This window comes from Streptomyces sp. CNX435 (genome assembly GCF_059570575.1).
Genome location: NZ_JCANTA010000002.1, coordinates 365,553 through 383,263, shown reverse-complemented (window position 1 = coordinate 383,263; position 17,711 = coordinate 365,553). Strand labels below are relative to the sequence as shown.

12 protein-coding genes are annotated in these 17,711 nt (G+C 73.5%); 6 read left to right on the top strand and 6 right to left on the bottom strand.

Features of this window, described 5'->3' with window-relative positions:
- Positions 1–7 precede the first annotated feature (7 nt).
- The 4 genes from T328_RS05010 to T328_RS04995 form a co-directional block, all read right to left on the bottom strand.
- Positions 8–760: a YqjF family protein gene (locus T328_RS05010; protein ID WP_496494621.1), complete on the bottom strand. Its 753-nt coding sequence runs from the start codon at positions 758–760 to the stop codon at positions 8–10.
- A 73-nt stretch (positions 761–833) separates the two neighbouring features.
- A complete protein-coding gene (locus T328_RS05005; RefSeq protein WP_496494620.1) occupies positions 834–1,565 on the bottom strand; it encodes an SDR family oxidoreductase in 732 nt (243 codons plus the stop codon).
- A gap of 374 nt (positions 1,566–1,939) precedes the next feature.
- The gene (locus tag T328_RS05000; RefSeq protein WP_496494619.1) at positions 1,940–2,455 is read right to left on the bottom strand and encodes an O-acetyl-ADP-ribose deacetylase; all 516 of its coding nucleotides are present in this window, start codon (positions 2,453–2,455) and stop codon (positions 1,940–1,942) included.
- Between the two features lie 56 nt (positions 2,456–2,511).
- The gene (locus tag T328_RS04995; RefSeq protein WP_496494618.1) at positions 2,512–4,368 is read right to left on the bottom strand and encodes an ABC transporter ATP-binding protein; all 1,857 of its coding nucleotides are present in this window, start codon (positions 4,366–4,368) and stop codon (positions 2,512–2,514) included.
- An 88-nt stretch (positions 4,369–4,456) separates the two neighbouring features.
- Here T328_RS04995 and T328_RS04990 point away from each other — a divergent pair, with 88 nt between their 5' ends.
- From T328_RS04990 to T328_RS04980, 3 genes are all read left to right on the top strand, one after another.
- Entirely contained in the window at positions 4,457–4,912 is a 456-nt protein-coding gene (locus T328_RS04990) for a MarR family winged helix-turn-helix transcriptional regulator (protein WP_496494617.1), read from the top strand.
- Between the two features lie 13 nt (positions 4,913–4,925).
- Positions 4,926–7,886: an FAD-binding and (Fe-S)-binding domain-containing protein gene (locus tag T328_RS04985; RefSeq protein WP_496494616.1), complete on the top strand. Its 2,961-nt coding sequence runs from the start codon at positions 4,926–4,928 to the stop codon at positions 7,884–7,886.
- Between the two features lie 113 nt (positions 7,887–7,999).
- Positions 8,000–9,451, top strand: a complete 1,452-nt coding sequence (locus tag T328_RS04980; protein ID WP_496494615.1) for a Gfo/Idh/MocA family protein — start codon at positions 8,000–8,002, stop codon at positions 9,449–9,451.
- Positions 9,452–9,492: 41 nt separating this feature from the next.
- Here the strand turns inward: T328_RS04980 and T328_RS04975 are convergent, their stop codons facing one another.
- Complete coding sequence (locus tag T328_RS04975) at positions 9,493–10,251, bottom strand: L,D-transpeptidase family protein (protein WP_496494614.1); 759 nt, start codon at positions 10,249–10,251, stop codon at positions 9,493–9,495.
- A gap of 170 nt (positions 10,252–10,421) precedes the next feature.
- Between T328_RS04975 and T328_RS04970 the strand changes: the two genes are divergently transcribed.
- Together T328_RS04970 and T328_RS04965 are read left to right on the top strand one after the other, a co-directional pair.
- A complete protein-coding gene (locus T328_RS04970; RefSeq protein ID WP_496494613.1) occupies positions 10,422–12,314 on the top strand; it encodes an ABC transporter transmembrane domain-containing protein in 1,893 nt (630 codons plus the stop codon).
- Positions 12,311–14,092, top strand: a complete 1,782-nt coding sequence (locus tag T328_RS04965) for an ABC transporter ATP-binding protein (protein ID WP_496494612.1) — start codon at positions 12,311–12,313, stop codon at positions 14,090–14,092. The genes T328_RS04970 and T328_RS04965 overlap by 4 nt, the downstream gene beginning before the upstream one ends.
- Positions 14,093–14,231: 139 nt before the next feature.
- On the opposite strand, the gene T328_RS04960 is transcribed toward T328_RS04965, so the two are convergent.
- Positions 14,232–15,026, bottom strand: coding sequence for a metal-dependent hydrolase (locus T328_RS04960; protein ID WP_496494611.1), 795 nt, complete (start codon positions 15,024–15,026; stop codon positions 14,232–14,234).
- A gap of 147 nt (positions 15,027–15,173) precedes the next feature.
- Here T328_RS04960 and T328_RS04955 point away from each other — a divergent pair, with 147 nt between their 5' ends.
- Positions 15,174–17,702: a DEAD/DEAH box helicase gene (locus T328_RS04955; RefSeq protein WP_496494610.1), complete on the top strand. Its 2,529-nt coding sequence runs from the start codon at positions 15,174–15,176 to the stop codon at positions 17,700–17,702.
- Positions 17,703–17,711: the final 9 nt, after the last annotated feature.

Here is a 17,711-nt window from a genome sequence, read left to right as displayed (position 1 = left end):
CCGTGCGCTACGGCGTGGGGATGCCCGCGGGACGGACCGGGCGGCCGAGGCGTACCGGGACGCCCGGCGAGTACAGGACGCTGACCGGGGCCTCGACGGGCGCGGGCAGGCCCGCCGCGGCGATCAGGTTCTCCTCGCACTCGATCAGCTCGGCGCGGTGCAGCGGCCAGCGCGGATGGTCGTTGGGCAGGTATCCCGTGCTGCGGAAGAACACGTTGTGCAGGCCCCAGCGCGCGGTGAGGAAGTGCTCCAGCTCGGTCGCCTCCCCGATGCGCTCACCCCGGCGTATGGTGAGGCGGCTGTACGGGCCACGCGGCCCCGGCCAGCGGCGGGAGCTGATGTAGCGGACGGTGTCGCCGTCCCTGCGGACGGCCATCCGCGACCACAGGTACGGCAGCCCGAAGCCGACCCGGCCCATCACCACGGGGATCAGCCGCGCGGCGTCCATCGACCGGAACACGACACCGCGCCGCCCGTGCGCGTCGACCGAGTACAGGCGCACGTTGGTCTCCGGGAAGGTGCCGAGGTACGGCACCCCGGGCAGCCGGAGCCACCCGACGCGGTGCATCCGGAACGCGACGAGCCCGACGTACGTGGCCCCCTCGTGGGTGTCGGGCACCGTCCCGCCGGGCAGCAGCCGCGCCACGGCGCCCGGTTCGACGGCCCAGTGGACGAAGGCGAGGTCCAGCCACTGCTGGGTCAGCAGCGGAAACCGTACGGCGTGCGGGGCGACGGGCGTCACGGACGCGGGTTTCTGCACGACGCCAGGATGGCAGCGTCCGCCCCGGCGCGGACGACCGGGCCCCCGGCGCCGAACCGCCGTCGACGGGTGGTCAGGAGAGCCAGTCGCGGTAGCGGGTGGAGGCGATGCGGGCGTCGGGCTCGGCGATGAGGACGTCGCCGGGGACGGCGGCGAACATGCCGGCGGTGGCGTCGGTGACCACGGTGCGGCCGTCGGAGTGGGCGGCCAGGGTGATCCGGCCGACTTCGTCGAGGGAGAAGACCTCGGGTCCGGCGACGTCGAGGATGCCGTTCAGCGGGCTGCCGGCGGCGACCTCCGCGACGGTGTCGGCGACCTCCTGGGCGGCGATCGGCTGGATCGGGGTGGGGGGCAGGCGGACGGTGTCGCCTTCGGTGGTCCAGGACATGGTCGCGTCCATGAACTCCATGAACTGGGTGGCGCGGACGATCGAGTACGGGATCGGTCCGGCTTCGAGGATGTCTTCCTGGAGGGCCTTGGCCCGGTAGTAGGCGAGGTCGGGCACCTTGTCCACGCCGACGATGGAAAGGATGACGGCGTGCCGCACCCCGCCCTTCCGCGCGGCGGCCAGCAGGTTGTCCATAGACGTCCGGAAGAAGTCCACGGAGGCGTCGTCGAACGTCGGCGAATTCGTCAGGTTGACGACGACGTCGGCGCCGGACACCGCCTCCTCCAGGCCCTGGCCGGTGATCACGTCCACGCCCGATTCGAGCGAGTGCGGCACCGCCTCGTGTCCGCCGGCGTTCAGTTTCTCCACCACCTTGGAACCGATCAGACCGGTGCCGCCGATGACTGCGAACTTCATGGGTCGCCTTTCGTCGGGGATGCGAGATCACCCTGGGGGGACGAGGACGAGTCTCTACAAAACCGGCATTCCCGGCAATTCGGCGCATGGCTCGTTCAGGCGGCGTTTCCCCGGTTCGGCCGGGAGTCCGGGCGTTCCGTCATCGCGGCCCCGGCGTATCGAGGTCGCCCGCCTGGCCCAGCCGGCGGCGGTCCGCGCGCACCTGCCGTCGATCGCCCCGTCTCCGTCGGACTCCTCCAGCCCCACGTCGTGGGACTGCGGCCCGTGGGCGCTGAGCAGGCCGGCCAGCCGGCCGGCGGAGCCGGTCGCGCCGACCTGGTCGGCGGTGCGGCGCACCAGGACGGACGGTTCGTCCCGTGCCGTCAGCCGTGCCGTCAGCCGAGCCGCCGGGCGAACGCCTCGTACGCCCGGTCGTCGAAGAGGACGAACCGCACCTCGTCGAAGTCCCACTTGTCGACCGCCTCCTGGACCGCGGCCACCGCGATCCGGGCCCCGTCGTCCAGCGGCCAGCCGTACGCCCCCGTGGACACCGCGGGGAACGCGACCGTACGGGCGCCGAGTTCGCGGGCGACGGCCAGCGACTCGCGGTAGCAGGAGGCCAGCTGCGCCGAGCGGTCCTCGGCCGGCGACCACACCGGGCCGACCGTGTGAATCACCCAGCGGGCCGGCAGCAACCCGGCGGCGGTGGCCACCGCACGGCCGGCGGGCAGGCCGTCGGGGTAGGCGGAGGCGCGCAGCTCCCGGCACTCCCGCAGGATGCTCTTGCCGCCCCTGCGGTGGATGGCGCCGTCGACGCCCGCGCCGCCCAGCAGCGAGGAGTTGGCGGCGTTGACCACCGCGTCGACCTGCTGCTCGGTGATGTCGCCGCGGACGGCCGTGAGCACTCCCATGCCACCACCGTAGTACGGGCCGGTGCCCGGCGCCGGGCTCCGGCCCGTACGGCGGCTCAGACCGCCGCCGACGCGCCCTGGGTGACCGCGACGGCGTCGGGTCCGGCACCGGCATCGGTGCCGGCGGTCACGTCCGCGTCGCGCCGTACCAGCGCCGCGTACCGCCCTCCGGCCGCGATCAGCTCCTCGTGCGTGCCCAGTTCGGCGATCCGGCCGTCGTCCAGGACCGCGATCTGGTCGGCGTCGCGGATCGTGGAGAGCCGGTGCGCGATGGTGATCGTCGTGCGGCCCTCGGCGAGCGCGTCGACCGCCTCCTGCACCGCGCGCTCGGTGCGGGTGTCCAGCGCGCTGGTGGCCTCGTCGAGGATGAGCACCGGCGGGTCGCGCAGGATCGTCCGGGCGAGGGCCAGGCGCTGCTTCTCGCCGCCGGAGAAGCGGTAGCCGCGCTCGCCGACGAGGGTGTCGTAGCCGTCGGGCAGGGCGGCGATGTGGTCGTGGATCTGCGCGGCGCGGGCGGCGGCCTCGATCTCGGCGTCGGTGGCGTCCGGTCGGGCGAAGCGCAGGTTGTCGGCGACGGAGGCGTGGAAGAGGTACGTCTCCTGGGCGACGACGCCGACCGCGCGGGCCAGCGAGTCGAAGTCGAGGTCGCGCACGTCGGTGCCGTCGATGGTGACCCGGCCGCCGGTGACGTCGTACAGCCGCGGCACCAGGTAGCCCAGGGTGGACTTGCCGGCGCCGGTGGGGCCGACGACCGCGAGGCTGCTGCCGGCCGGCACGGAGAGGGCGACACCGCGCAGCGTCGGCTGCCCCGGCTCGTACGCGAAGTCGACGTTCTCGAAGCGCACGTCCCCGCGAGGCTTCGCCAGCCGTACCGGGCGCTCGGGCTCGGCGATGTCGACGGGCAGGTCGAGGTACTCGAAGATGCGCTGGAAGAGGGCGAGCGAGGTCTGCATCTGCACACCGGTGGACAGCAGGCCGACGGTGGGCCGGAAGAGCCCCTGCTGCAGCGAGACGAAGGCGACGACGGTACCGATGGACACGCCCTGCCCGGCGGTGGTGGAGGCCAGGCCGGCGGTCCAGTAGATGACGGCCGGCATGGCGGCCATGACGACGCCTATGACGGCCATCCGCCAGCGGCCCGCCATGTTGGCCCGTACCTCCAGGTCCACCAGGCCCTCGGACTCCTCGGCGAAGCCGCGGGTGAGGCTGTCGGAGCGGCCCATGGTGCGGCCGAGCATGATGCCGCTGACCGACAGCGACTCCGTCACGCCGGCGGCCATGGCGGCCATCTGCTTCTGCCGCTGCGAGGTGATCTTCTTACGCTCGCGGCCGACGCGCCGGGCGATCCAGACGAAGAGCGGCAGGAGGAGCAGCGAGACGACGGTGAGCCGCCAGTCGAGCGCGAGCATGGCGACGACGGTGGCCACGACGCTGGTGAGGTTGGAGACCAGCGAGGTGGCGGTGGTGGTGACGGTGGCCTGCATGCCGCCGATGTCGCTGGCGATGCGGGACTGCACCTCGCCGGTGCGGGTGCGGGTGAAGAACGCCAGCGGCATGCGCTGGAGCTGGGCGTAGACGGCGGTGCGCAGGTCGTGCATGACGCGCTGGCCGACGGTGGTGGAGATGAGGGTCTGGAGCACGCCGAAGACGCCGCCGAGCACGGCGACGCCGACCATGCCGAGCGCGAGCAGGCTCAGCAGGCCGGTGCGGCCCTGCGGCAGCGCGGTGTCGACGACCTCGCGGAGCAGGAACGGCGAGGCGACCGACACCAGCGAGGACGCGGCCACCAGCAGCCCGACCACGGCGAGCCGGCCACGGTACGGGCGGAAGAGCGCGACGATCCGGCGCACCTGGGCGGGCTGCTCCGGATCGGAGGGTGGGGGTGTCCACCCGTCGAGGGGATCGTGCGGCATGGGCCTCCTAAGGAGTACGACAACTTAAGAGAGCGTAGCTCACTGTTACCTATATTCATAATGAATATTCTCCTGTTACCCTCGGAGCGTGTCCCAGTCGCCCCCGCCCCCCGCAGACGTGACCGGCCAGCTGGCCGAGCAGCTCCTGCTGCTCACCCGCCGGATCCACTACGCCCAGAAGCGCTACTTCAAGCCCCTGGGCATCACGCCGGCCCAGTCCCGGCTGCTGCGCACCCTGGAGCACCACGAGGAGCCGCCGCGGATGGCCGACCTCGCCGAGCACCTCGGCGTCGTACCCCGCGCGGTCACCACCCACGTGGACGCGCTGGAGGCGATCGGCCTGGTCCGGCGCGTGCAGAACCCGGCGAACCGGCGGGTGATCCGCATCGAGACCACCGAGGCCGGCCGCACGGCCCTCGCCGAGCTGCACCGGGCACGGCTCGCCGCCGCCGCGGACGTGCTGAAGCCGCTGACCGAACAGCAGCGTGAAAAACTGCTGGGGCTCATCGCCCCCCTGGTCGACACCCACGGCCACGCCTGCTGAGGAGTCCGTACGCATGCCGCTGCTCCAGCCCAAGCCCTCGGCCCTGCGCCCCGACCGCGGGGCGGCGCCCGCGCCGGACCGGGTCGCGAACGACCTCGCCGGGGGCACGCCGGAGCCGCTGCGCGGCGAGCTGACGGCGCTGCTGGGCGCGGAGAAGGTGCTGACGGGCGCCGCCGACCTGGTGCGGTACGCCTCGGACGCCAGCCCGTACCGGTTCGTGCCCCGGGCCGTGGCCGTCGCCGAGACGGTGGCGGATATCGCCGCCCTCTTCCGCTTCGCCCACGAGCGCGGCCGGAAGCTCGTCTTCCGGGCGGCGGGCACGTCGCTGAACGGCCAGGCGCAGGGCGAGGACATCCTCGTCGACGTGCGCAGGCACTGGGCGGGCGTCGAGGTGCTCGACGACGCCGCCACGCGCGCCCGCGTCGGCCCCGGCACCACGGTCGTACGGGCCAACGCCACCCTCGCCCGGCACGGCCGCGTACTCGGCCCCGACCCGGCCAGCGCCCTGGCCTGCACTCTCGGCGGCGTCGTCGCCAACAACGCGTCGGGCATGACGGCCGGCACCACCCGCAACTCGTACCGCACCCTCGCCTCCCTGACCTTCGTGCTGCCCTCCGGCACCGTCGTGGACACCGCCGCCCCCGACGCCGACGAGCGGCTGTGCGCGGCCGAGCCGGAGCTGTGCCGCGGACTGCTCGCGCTCAAGGCGGAGATCGAGGCGGACGGGGAGCTGACGGCCCGTATCCGCGCGAAGTACGAGATCAAGAACACCAACGGCTACCGGCTGGACGCCTTCCTCGACGGCGGCACCCCCGTGGAGATCCTGCGCGGGCTGATGGTCGGCTCCGAGGGCACGCTCGGCTTCATCGCCGACACCGTCTTCGACACCCTGCCGCTGGCCCGGCACACCTCCACCGCGCTGCTGTTCTTCCCCACCCTGCAGGCCGCGGCGGCCGCGGTGCCGGCGTTCACCGCGGCCGGGGCGCTGGCCGTGGAGCTAATGGACGGCAACACGCTGCGCGCCTCGGTGCGCGTCGCCGGCGTGCCCGCCGACTGGGCGGAGCTGCCGAAGGAGACGGCGGCGCTGCTGGTGGAGTTCCGGGCGCCGGACGCGGCGGCGCGGGAGGCGTACGAGGAGGCGGCGGCCGGGGTACTGGCGGGGCTCGACCTCGTGGCGCCGGTCGGGTCCGTCGCCGACGGCGGCAACGCCTTCACCCGCGACCCCGCCCGGATCGCCGGCTACTGGAAGGCCCGTAAGGCGTTCGTCACCGCCGTCGGCGGCTCCCGCCCGGCCGGTACGACACTCATCACCGAGGACTTCGCCGTGCCGCCGGCCCGGCTCGCCGAAGCCTGCGAGGCGCTGCTCGAACTCCAGGCGGGGCACGGCTTCGACGCCGCCGTCGCCGGCCACGCCGCCCACGGCAACCTGCACTTCCTGCTCGCCTTCGACGCCGCCGAGCCCGCCGACGTCGAGCGCTACGCGGCCTTCATGGACGACTTCTCCCGGCTGACCGTCGAGCGCTTCGACGGCTCGCTGAAGGCGGAGCACGCCACCGGCCGCAACATCGCCCCGTTCCTGGCGCTGGAGTGGGGCGAGCGGGCCACGGAGCTGATGTGGCGGATCAAGGAGCTGATCGACCCGCGCGGCATCCTCGCCCCGCGGGTGCTCCTCGACCGCGACCCGAAGGCGCACCTGCGCGGGCTGAAGACCATCCCGCGGATCGAGGACATCGCCGACCCGTGCATCGAGTGCGGCTTCTGCGAACCCACCTGCCCCAGCCGCGACCTGACGACCACCCCGCGGCAACGCATCGTGCTGCGCCGGGAGATGCTGCGCCAGCCGCCGGGCGCGCCGATCACCGGCAGCCTGCTGGAGGCGTACGGGTACGACGCCGTCGACACCTGCGCGGGTGACTCGACGTGCGGCCTGGACTGCCCCGTCGGCATCGACACCGGGCAGCTGATGAAGGACTTCCGGCACGCGCGGCACTCCGCCCGCGAGGAGCGCGCCGCCGCCGCCGGCGCCCGCCGCTTCCGCCAGGTCGAGCGCGCCGCCCGGCTGGCCGTCGCGGTGGCCCACCGGCTCGGCGACCGGGTGCCGGGCGCCGCGACCCGGCTGGCACGCCGCGCGGTACGCCCCGATCTCGTACCCGAGTGGCTGCCGGAGATCCCCGGTCCCGCCGCGCGCCGGCCGCCCCGCACCCGCCGCGAGGGCGCCGCCGCCGTCTACTTCCCGGCGTGCGTCAACCGCATCTTCGGCGGCCCCGACGACGCGCGGGGACCGAACCTGGCGGAGGCCGTCGTCGCCGTCTCGGCCCGCGCCGAGCAGCCGGTGTGGATCCCGGACGACGTCACCGGCACCTGCTGCGCCACCATCTGGCACTCCAAGGGCTACGGCGACGGCACCCGGCTGATGGCCAACCGCGTCGTCGAGGCCGCCTGGCGGTGGACGGACGGCGCCCGGCTGCCGGTCGTCGTCGACGCCTCGTCCTGCACCCTGGGCCTCGCCCGCGAGGTCGTGCCGTATCTGACGGAGGCGAGCCGCAAGCTGCACGCGCGGCTGACCGTCCTGGACTCCCTCGACTGGGCCGCCGACGAGCTGCTGCCCCGGCTGACGATCGAGCGCCGGACGTCCTCCGCCGTGGTCCACCCGACCTGCTCGATGCGCCACCTGGGCAACACCGGCCGGCTCACCGCGCTGGCCGGTGCGGTCGCGGAGGAGGTCGTGGTGCCGGACGACGCCGCCTGCTGCGCCTTCGCCGGCGACCGCGGCATGCTGCACAAGGAGCTGACCGCGTCCGCCACCGCGCGCGAGGCCGCCGAGGTCACCGCCCGCGACTACGACGTCCACCTGTCGGCGAACCGGATGTGCGAGATCGGCATGGACCGCGCGACGGGCCGCTCGTACCGCTCCGTACTGCTGGAGCTGGAGCGCGCCACCCGGCCGGCGGGTGTCCGGGGGCGCCGTGGATAAGTCCATCCGGTCCCGGCGGTAAGTCCAACGCCTCAATGGTGCAGACCTCTTGTGGGCGCGCCGGGGTCCCGCAAGGGTGGCGGCGAGGCGATCGCACACCATCCGGAGGACACATGCGCGAGGAGAACGCCACCCAGAGACCCGGCGAATCCGACGACGGCTACTCCCGCCGTTCGGTCCTGCGCTCGGCGGGCATCGCCGGGGCAGGGCTCGGCCTGGGCGCCTTCGGCGCCTCCCAGGCCCACGCGGCGGAGGGCGGGGCCGCGGAGTCCGCGGCGGCGGCCGAAGCCGCCGCCCCGGCCGCACCGCCGCGGCCCGGCACGACGATGATCGGCGTGCCGTTCGAGAGCCACGGCACCGTACGGGTCGGGATCGTCGGCCTCGGCAACCGCGGCGGCGGCATGATCGACCTGTTCCTCGCCCAGCAGGGCGTGCAGGTGACCGCGCTGTGCGACCCGGTCGTGGACAAGGTGGAGTCGGCCGCCAAGAAGGTCGTCGCGGCCGGCCAGCCGGCGCCCGCCACGTACACCAACGGCGACCACGACTTCGAGCAGCTCTGCGCCCGCACCGACATCGACTTCGTCTACGTCGCCACCCCCTGGGACTGGCACTTCGAGATGGCCAAGTCGGCGATGAACAACGGCAAGCACGTCGGCGTGGAGTGCCCCATCGCGATGCGCCTGGACGAGCTGTGGGAGCTGGTCGACCTCTCCGAGCGCACCCGCAGGCACTGCATGCAGTTGGAGAACTGCGTGTACGGCAGGAACGAGATGCGGGTGCTGCGCATGGCGCACGCCGGGCTCTTCGGCGACCTGCTGCACGCCGCCGGCGCGTACAACCACGACCTGCGCGGGCTGATGTTCGACCCCGACTACTACGAAGGACCCTGGCGCCGGCTGTGGCACACCCGGCTGCTCGGCGACCTCTACCCCAACCACGGCTTCGGCCCGGCGGCCAACTACATGGACGTCAACCGCGGCGACCGCGTCACGCACATCGCCAGCTTCGGCACCCCCGCGCTGGGCCTGGCCGCGTACCGCGAGGAGCACATGCCGCCCGGCGATCCGAGCTGGAAGGAGACGTACATCGAGAGCGATCGCACCATCAGCCTGGTGCAAACCGCCAAGGGCCGGGTGATCCGGCTGGAGCACGACGTCTCGACCCCGCACCCGTACAGCAGGATCAACTCCCTCGGCGGCACCAAGGGCGTCTTCGAGGACTACGAGCCGCGCATCTACCTGGAACCGACGCACACGGACGACCTGTGGCACGACTTCGCGGAGTTCGCGGACTACGACCACTGGCTGTGGAAGGAGCACTCCAACCCGCCCGGCGGGCACGGCGGCATGGACTACATCATGGTCTTCCGGCTGATGCAGTGCATGCGGCTCGGCCTGGTCCCGGACTTCGACGTCTACGACGCCGCGGTGTGGACCGCGCCCGTGCCGCTCAGCCACCTGTCGATCAAGGCGGGCGGCCGGCCGCAGCAGATCCCGGACTTCACCCGCGGCGGGTGGACGGACAAGCGCTCCGGCGTCGACTCGGAGAAGCCCGACGAGGCGTGAGGTGGACGACGTGACCGCCGGCTGACCGGCGTACGGCGCCGCTAGCCGGCGAGGGAGGCCCGGTCGCCCATCACGGCGACCGGGTCCTTCGTCGGGTCCAGCGTCGTCAGCAGCTCCGTCATCCCGGACTTGGAGATGCTGACGCAGCCGGACGTGCCGCTGCCGTGGTCCATGTGGAACCAGATCGAGCCGCCCTTCTCCTGCCCGCGCGGGCGGGTGGGATCGAGCGGCGAGGTGCCCCGGACGCGGTTGTAGTCGATGGCGATGACGAGGTCGAAGTCGTTCCAGTACGACTTCGGCCAGTAGTGGGGCGCGGCGAAGGCCGGGGAGTGGGTGTACGGCAGCTTCGCGCCCGGGTCGGGGAGCACGCCGCCGGCGTCGGAGATCGTGAACACCCCGACGGGGCTGCGCTTGTCGCCCTCGCGGTGGTCGGGGGTCCAGCCCTTCTTGCCGTTGTGCCCCGGCCAGCTCCCCCGCCGCTGCCAGTTCCCGCCGTGCTTCTCGTAGAGCACGACGGTGGCGTCCGCGGAGTCCGGGCCCTTGCCGTAGACGGCGACGGCCTGGCGGGAGTCCGCGGGCACCTTGTCGTTCAACCGGGCGCCGACGCCGGGGAGGTCGCCGGGCGGGACGCTCGGCGACGCGCTCGCGCCGCCGGTACCGCCGGTGCCGCCGCCGGTACCCGCGCTGTCCGTATCGCCGCTGCCGCCACCCGAACCGCCGCAGCCGGCCAGCAGGAGCAGCCCGACGGCCGCGGCGGCCGTCCGGCGCGGCAGCTGCCCCCTCGTCCCGTACGCACGCATACGCCCATCGTCACACGCCGCACCGCACGGCGGGGCGGGCGGTCCGGCCGGGCGGCCCCGCGGGCCGTGGCCGCAATGTCGTGTCACCGGAGAAAACGGGTTGAAAACCCACCGTGAAACCGACAACCTTGCACGGCTCACCCACGCCCGAGACGACCTTTTGGGATGCCATGCAGCTGCGCGACCTGCCGCACACCGACCCCGGTGAACCCGATGTCCGGTCCGGCCGCCACTTCCTCGTCTGGCTCGGCCGCATGCAGCTCGGCGGTCAACTCGCCGCGCTGCTGTGGGGGCTGGTCTGGATGCTGCCCATCGGCGCGATGCCGCTGGCCGTGGGCATGGCGGTGCAGGCGGTCGTGGACCGCGACGGCGGGCGGCTGGCGGTCGCCGGCACGCTGCTGATCGTCTTCGGCGCGCTCATCGCGCTCGGCGACAGCATGCTGCACCGCGCGGCCGTCACCAACTGGATCACCGCCGCCTCGCGGGTGCAGCAGCTGCTGGCGCGCAAGGCGGCCGAGCTGGGCTCGGTGCTGACCCGGCGGGTGGCGGCCGGCGAGGTGGTCGCGGTGAGCACGGGCGACGTGGAGAAGATCGGCTGGTTCGTCGAGTCGTTCTCGCGGTTCACCGCCGCGCTGGTCACCGCGTTCGCCGCCGCCGCGGGCCTGGTCGTCTACGCGCCCGAGCTGGGCGTCGTCGTCGCGATCGCGCTGCCGGTCCTGGCGCTGGCGCCGCTGCCGCTGCTGCCGTACGCCACCCGCCGCGCCGACGACCAGCGGGCCAAGGCCGGCCGGGCGACCGAGCTGGCCGCGGACACCGTGGCGGGGCTGCGGGTGCTGCGCGGCATCGGCGGCGAGGAGCTGTTCCTGGACCGCTACCGGGCGGCGTCGCAGGAGGTGCGCACCGCGGCGGTGCGCAGCGCGCGGATGTGGGCGCTGATCCACGCCGTGCAGGTGGCGCTGCCGGGGGTGTTGCTGGTGGTCGTCGTCGGACACGGGGTGGGGCTGGCGCGGAACGGGACGATCACGGTCGGCGAGCTGGTCACCGTGTACGGCGCCGTGACATTCCTGCTCTTCCCGATGCACCACTTCGCCGAGCTGGCGATGGCGTACTCGTTCTCCCGGCCGTCGGCCAAGCGCGCCGCGCGCGTGCTCGGGCTGGCCCGTGCCGCCGGTGTCGACGCGGGCGCGGGCACCGGCGCCGGCGCCGGTGCCGGTGCCGGTGCCGGACACGGGGTGCTCGGCGGGGAGCTGCACGACCCCGGGACCGGGTTGCGCGCCGGGGCCGGGCGGCTGACCGCCGTGGTCTGCGGCGACCCCGACGCCGCGGGCCGGCTCGCCGACCGGCTCGGCGGGCACCCGGCGGAACCGGGCGAGCTGCCGTCGGTCCGGCTCGGCGGCGTAGCGCTGGACGAGGTGCCGCTGGCCGGGGCGCGGGCGGCGGTGCTGGTGCAGGACAAGGACCCGATGCTGCTGTCCGGGACGCTGGCCGACCTGCTGGACGTACCGGCGTCCGGCTCCGTCACGCCCGCCGCGGCGCTGGCCGCCGCCCAGTGCGGCGACGTGCTGACCGCGCTGGCGCAGGCGGCGGCCGGGGTGCCGGACGCCGACGGCGAACCGATGGGCGCGCCGATCACCGAGCGCGGCCGGTCGCTCTCCGGCGGCCAGCGCCAGCGTCTCGCGCTGGCCCGGTCGCTGGTGGCCGACCCGGAGGTGCTGGTCCTCGACGAGCCGACCTCGGCCGTCGACTCGCACACCGAGGCGCGTATCGCCGAGAGCCTGCGGGAGATCCGCACGGGCCGTACGACGGTGGTGTTCACGTCCAGCCCGCTGCTGCTGGACCGGGCCGACACGGTGGCGTTCGTACAGGACGGCGCGGTGGTGGCCGAGGGCTCGCACCGCGAGCTGCTGCACGGCGACGTCACGTACCGCGCCGTGGTCACCAGGGAGACGGACGACGAGAAGCACGCGGCCACGGCGGCCGACGGCGTACGGGACGGAGCCGACGGCACCCGTGCCGTACGCGACGAGGGCGGCGTGCCGCGGATGATGGAGGAGACCGCATGATCGGCGTGCGACCGCCGGAGTACGACCCGGCCGCACCGCGCACCGCGACCACCCTGCCGGTGGGCGCGCCCGCGACCGTGCGCGGCTACGTGGGCGAGCTGCTGCGCCGGCACCGCACGGCGTTCCTGCTGCTGATCGCCGTGAACGCGGTGGCCGTCCTCGCCTCGATGGCCGGCCCGTACCTCCTCGGCGGCCTGGTCGAGGACCTGTCCGCGGGAGCCCGGGACCTCCATCTGACGCGCGCGGTGGTGCTGTTCTCGGTCGCGCTGGCGCTGCAGGCGGTCTTCGTCGGGCTGGTGCGGCTGCGCGGCGCGATGCTGGGGGAGCGGATGCTCGCGGACCTGCGCGAGGACTTCCTCGTACGGTCCGTGGGCCTGCCCCCGGGCGTGCTGGAGCGGGCCGGGACCGGCGACCTGCTGTCCCGTATCACCACCGACATCGACCGGCTGGCGAACGCGATGCGCGAGGCCGTGCCGCAGCTGACGATCGCGGTGGTGTGGGTCGGGCTGGTGCTGGGCGGCATGGTGGTGATGGCGCCGCCGCTGGCGGTGGCGGTGCTGCTGGCCGCGCCGGTGCTGCTCGTGGGCGGCCGCTGGTACTTCAAGCGGGCGCCCAGCGCGTACCGCTCGGAGGCCGCGGGGTACGCCGCCGTGGCCGCGGCGCTCACCGAGACGGTGGACGCCGGGCGGACGGTGGAGGCGCACCGGCTGGGCGCGCGCCGGGTCGCGCTGTCCGACCGGCGGGTCAAGGAGTGGGTGGCGTGGGAGCGTTACACCCTCTACCTGCGCTGCATGTTCTTCCCCGTCTTCAACGCCACCCACATCGTCGTCCTCGGCTCGGTGCTGCTGATCGGCGGCGCCTTCGTCTTCCAGGACTGGATGAGCGTCGGCGAGCTGACCACGGGCGCGCTGCTGGCCCAGATGCTCACCGAGCCGGTGGGCATGATCCTGCGCTGGTACGACGAACTGCAGGTGGCGCAGGTGTCGCTGGCCCGGCTCGTGGGCGTGCGGGACATCGAGGAGGAGCCCGGCGACGCGGCGGTGCGGCCGGGTGGCCGGGACGTACACGCCGACGAGGTCCGCTTCGGCTACCGCGCCGGGGCCGACGTGCTGCACGGCGTCTCGCTGCGGGTCCGGCCGGGCAGCCGGCTGGCGCTGGTCGGTCCTTCGGGCGCGGGGAAGTCGACGCTGGGGCGGCTGCTGGCCGGGATCTACTCGCCGCGGCGCGGCGAGATCCGGCTCGGCGGCGCGGAGCTGGCGCGGATGCCGGCGGAGCGGGTGCGCGAGCACGTGGCGCTGGTCAACCAGGAGCACCACGTGTTCGTCGGCTCGCTGCGGGACAACCTGCGCCTTGCACGTACCGGGGCGGACGACGCGGAGCTGTGGGCGGCGCTGGGCGCGGTCGACGCGGGCGAGTGGGCGCGGGCGCTGGACGACGGCCTCGACACGGAGGTCGGCTCGGGCGGCGAGGCGCTCACGCCGGCGCAGGCGCAGCAGATCGCGCTGGCCCGGCTGGTGCTGGCCGACCCGCACACGCTGGTGCTGGACGAGGCGACGTCGCTGCTCGACCCGCGGGCGGCGCGGCACCTGGAGCGCTCGCTGGCGAAGGTGCTCGACGGCCGGACGGTCGTGGCCATCGCCCACCGGCTGCACACGGCGCACGACGCGGACGTGATCGCGGTGGTCGAGGACGGCCGCATCAGCGAGCTGGGCAGCCACGACGAACTGGTGGCGGCGGACGGGGCGTACGCCGCGCTGTGGCGCTCCTGGCACGGCTGACGGGACCGCCCGGTCGGGGCGGTCGGGGCCGGTCGTCCGGGCCCCGCCGGCCGGCCGGGCCCGCGTCCGTTGGTACGTGCCGCCGCCCCTCAGCGCGCCCCGGCCGGGAACCCTTCCGTGTCCCCCGGCCGGGGCGTCGTCAGCCGATGACGCCCATGGCGGTGAGTCCGCCGGCGGTGCCGGCCAGCATGAAGACCGGCATCAGTATCTTCAGCTCGATCCAGCTGCCGGCGCGGAAGCGCATGAAGCGCGGCGGGCCGAGTGGGTACCAGCGCTTGCCGCCCACCGGGATCGGCCACAGGATCGGGCAGCCGGAGACGGTGAGCGAGTCGCCGATGTCGTGCACGAGCGCGCCGAGCACGATCGGCAGGCCCAGCCACAGGTACTCCTGGCCGGGCTCGGTGAAGAGCCAGCCGGAGCCGTTGCCCGGCTCGTCGATGACGTCGGCGAGGATCCACGCGCTGGTGGCGCCGAGCAGCCACACGAGTACGTCGCTGGAGACGCGGGCGGCCCGCCACAGCAGTCCCTCGACGGCGAGCACCATGTGCACGAAGAGGATGCCGAGGACCGCCCACCGGCCGCCGAGCACCGCGAGCGCGGAGAAGCCGGCGCCGATCAGCACCGCCCAGAGCCAGGTGTGCGTCAGGGTCCGGTGGCCGCCGGAGCGGCGCGGGTCCGCGCGCTTCTTCGTCGCCTTGTAGGCGGCGTACGAGAGCTTGTCGATGACCTCGCAGAGGATGCGGGACAGCGGGCCGAAGGCGCGGGAGATGGTGGCGGACTTGTGGTCGAGGTCGGGCGCGAGGGCCGCGCCGGCGCAGATGAGGGCGCCGACGACGAGCACGGGCCAGGGCATCCCGTGGCCCGCCGCGGTGGCCGCCGCGCCCACCCCCAGCCACGCCGCCGCCCCCGAAAGCGAGTGCGCTGGACCCATCATGAAAGCTCCCCCACCCCTCGTACGCCCCTGCCGTGAACGGCCGTTGGCCCCACGCACACCACCCGTCGGCGGCACAGCCTAGCGCGATTGATCTTCGGACATACGAGCGGTTCACACTTCGGGGGCGGCGGAAGGCAGTATGGACGGGTGACCCTTATCGATCAGCTGCCGCCCGCCGCCGACCCCGACGACCTCTTCGAGGCGTTCTCCTCCTGGACCGAGGAGCGGGGCATCTCCCTCTATCCGGCGCAGGAAGAGGCTCTGATCGAGGTCGTCTCCGGCTCGAACGTGATCCTGTCCACCCCCACCGGCTCCGGGAAGTCCCTGGTCGCGGCCGGTGCGCACTTCGCGGCCCTGGCCCGGGACGAGGTCTCGTTCTACACCGCGCCGATCAAGGCGCTGGTGTCGGAGAAGTTCTTCGACCTGTGCAAGATCTTCGGCACGGAGAACGTCGGCATGCTCACCGGCGACGCCTCCGTCAACGCCGACGCGCCCGTCATCTGCTGCACCGCCGAGGTGCTGGCGTCCATCGCGCTGCGCGACGGCAAGGACGCCGACATCGGCCAGGTGGTGATGGACGAGTTCCACTTCTACGCCGAGCCGGACCGGGGCTGGGCCTGGCAGATCCCGCTGCTGGAGCTGCCGCAGGCGCAGTTCGTGCTGATGTCGGCCACGCTCGGCGACGTCTCCCGCTTCGAGGAGGACCTGGCCCGGCGCACCGGCCGGTCCACGGCGGTGGTCCGCTCGGCGACCCGGCCGGTCCCGCTGTCCTACGAGTACCGGACCACCTCGCTCACGGAGACGCTGACGGAGCTGCTGGAGAACCGGCAGGCACCGGTGTACATCGTGCACTTCACCCAGGCGCAGGCGGTGGAGCGGGCGCAGGCGCTGATGAGCATCAACATGTGCAGCCGCGCCGAGAAGGACGAGATCGCCGCCCTCATCGGCAACTTCCGCTTCACCACCCGGTTCGGCAAGCAGCTGTCCCGCTACGTTCGGCACGGCATCGGCGTCCACCACGCCGGCATGCTGCCGAAGTACCGGCGGCTGGTGGAGAAGCTGGCGCAGGCCGGGCTGCTGAAGGTCATCTGCGGCACCGACACCCTCGGCGTCGGCGTCAACGTGCCCATCCGCACGGTGCTGTTCACCGCCCTGACCAAGTACGACGGCAGCCGGGTGCGCACCCTGCGGGCGCGCGAGTTCCACCAGATCGCCGGGCGCGCCGGCCGGGCCGGCTTCGACACCTCCGGGCTGGTGGTGGCGCAGGCGCCGGAGCACGTAGTGGAGAACGAGAAGGCGCTCGCCAAGGCCGGCGACGATCCGAAGAAGCGCCGCAAGGTGGTGCGCAAGAAGCCGCCGGAGGGCTTCGTCAACTGGTCCCAGAACACCTTCGAGAAGCTCATCGCCGCCGATCCCGAACCCCTCACCTCCCGCTTCCGCGTCACCCACGCCATGCTGCTGTCGGTCATCGCCCGCCCGGGCAACGCCTTCTCCGCCATGCGCCGGCTGCTGGAGGACAACCACGAGCCGCGCAAGAAGCAGCTGCGGCACATCCGCCGCGCCATCGCGATCTACCGCTCCCTCCTCGACGGCGGCGTGGTGGAGCAGCTCGACGAGCCGGACGCGCAGGGCCGCATCGTGCGCCTGACCGTCGACCTGCAGCAGGACTTCGCCCTCCAGCAGCCGCTGTCCACCTTCGCGCTGGCGGCCTTCGACCTCCTCGGCCCCGAGTCGCCCTCCTACGCCCTCGACATGGTCTCCGTGGTGGAGTCCACCCTCGACGACCCCCGGCAGATCCTCGCCGCCCAGCAGAACAAGGCGCGCGGCGAGGCGGTCGCGGAGATGAAGGCGGACGGCGTCGAGTACGAGGAGCGGATGGAGCGGCTGATGGACATCGGCTACCCCAAGCCGCTGGACGAGCTGCTCTCCCACGCCTACGGCCTGTACCGCAAGAGCCATCCCTGGGTCGGCGACCACCCCCTTTCCCCGAAGTCGGTCATCCGTGACATGTACGAGCGGGCCATGACCTTCGGCGAGTTCGTCTCCTTCTACGAACTGGCCCGCACCGAGGGCATCGTGCTGCGCTACCTGGCGAGCGCGTACAAGGCGCTGGACCACACGGTGCCGGACGAGCGGAAGTCCGAGGACTTCGAGGACATCGTCGCCTGGCTCGGCGAGATGGTCCGCCAGGTCGACTCCAGCCTGCTGGACGAGTGGGAGCAGCTGGCCAACCCGGCGGAGGAGACCGCCGAGGAGGCCCTGGAGCACGCCGATCAGGTACGGCCGGTGACGGCCAACGCGCGCGCCTTCCGGGTCCTCGTACGCAACGCGCTGTTCCGCCGGGTGGAGCTGGCGGCGCTCGACGATGCGGACGAGCTGGGCGCGCTGGACGAGGAGTCCGGCTGGGACGCGGGGCGCTGGGGCGAGGCGCTGGACGCGTACTGGGAGGAGTACGAGGACATCGGCACCGGGCCGGACGCCCGCGGGTCGCGGCTGCTGCGGATCGAGGAGGAGCCGCAGGACGCCCTCTGGCGCGTCCGCCAGACCTTCGCCGACCCGGAGGGCGACCACGACTGGGGCATCTCCGCGGAGGTGGACCTGACCGCCTCCGACGCCGAGGGCCGCGCCGTCGTCCGCGTCACCGACGTCGGCCCCCTGAGCCGGCCGACGGGCTGACCCGGACCG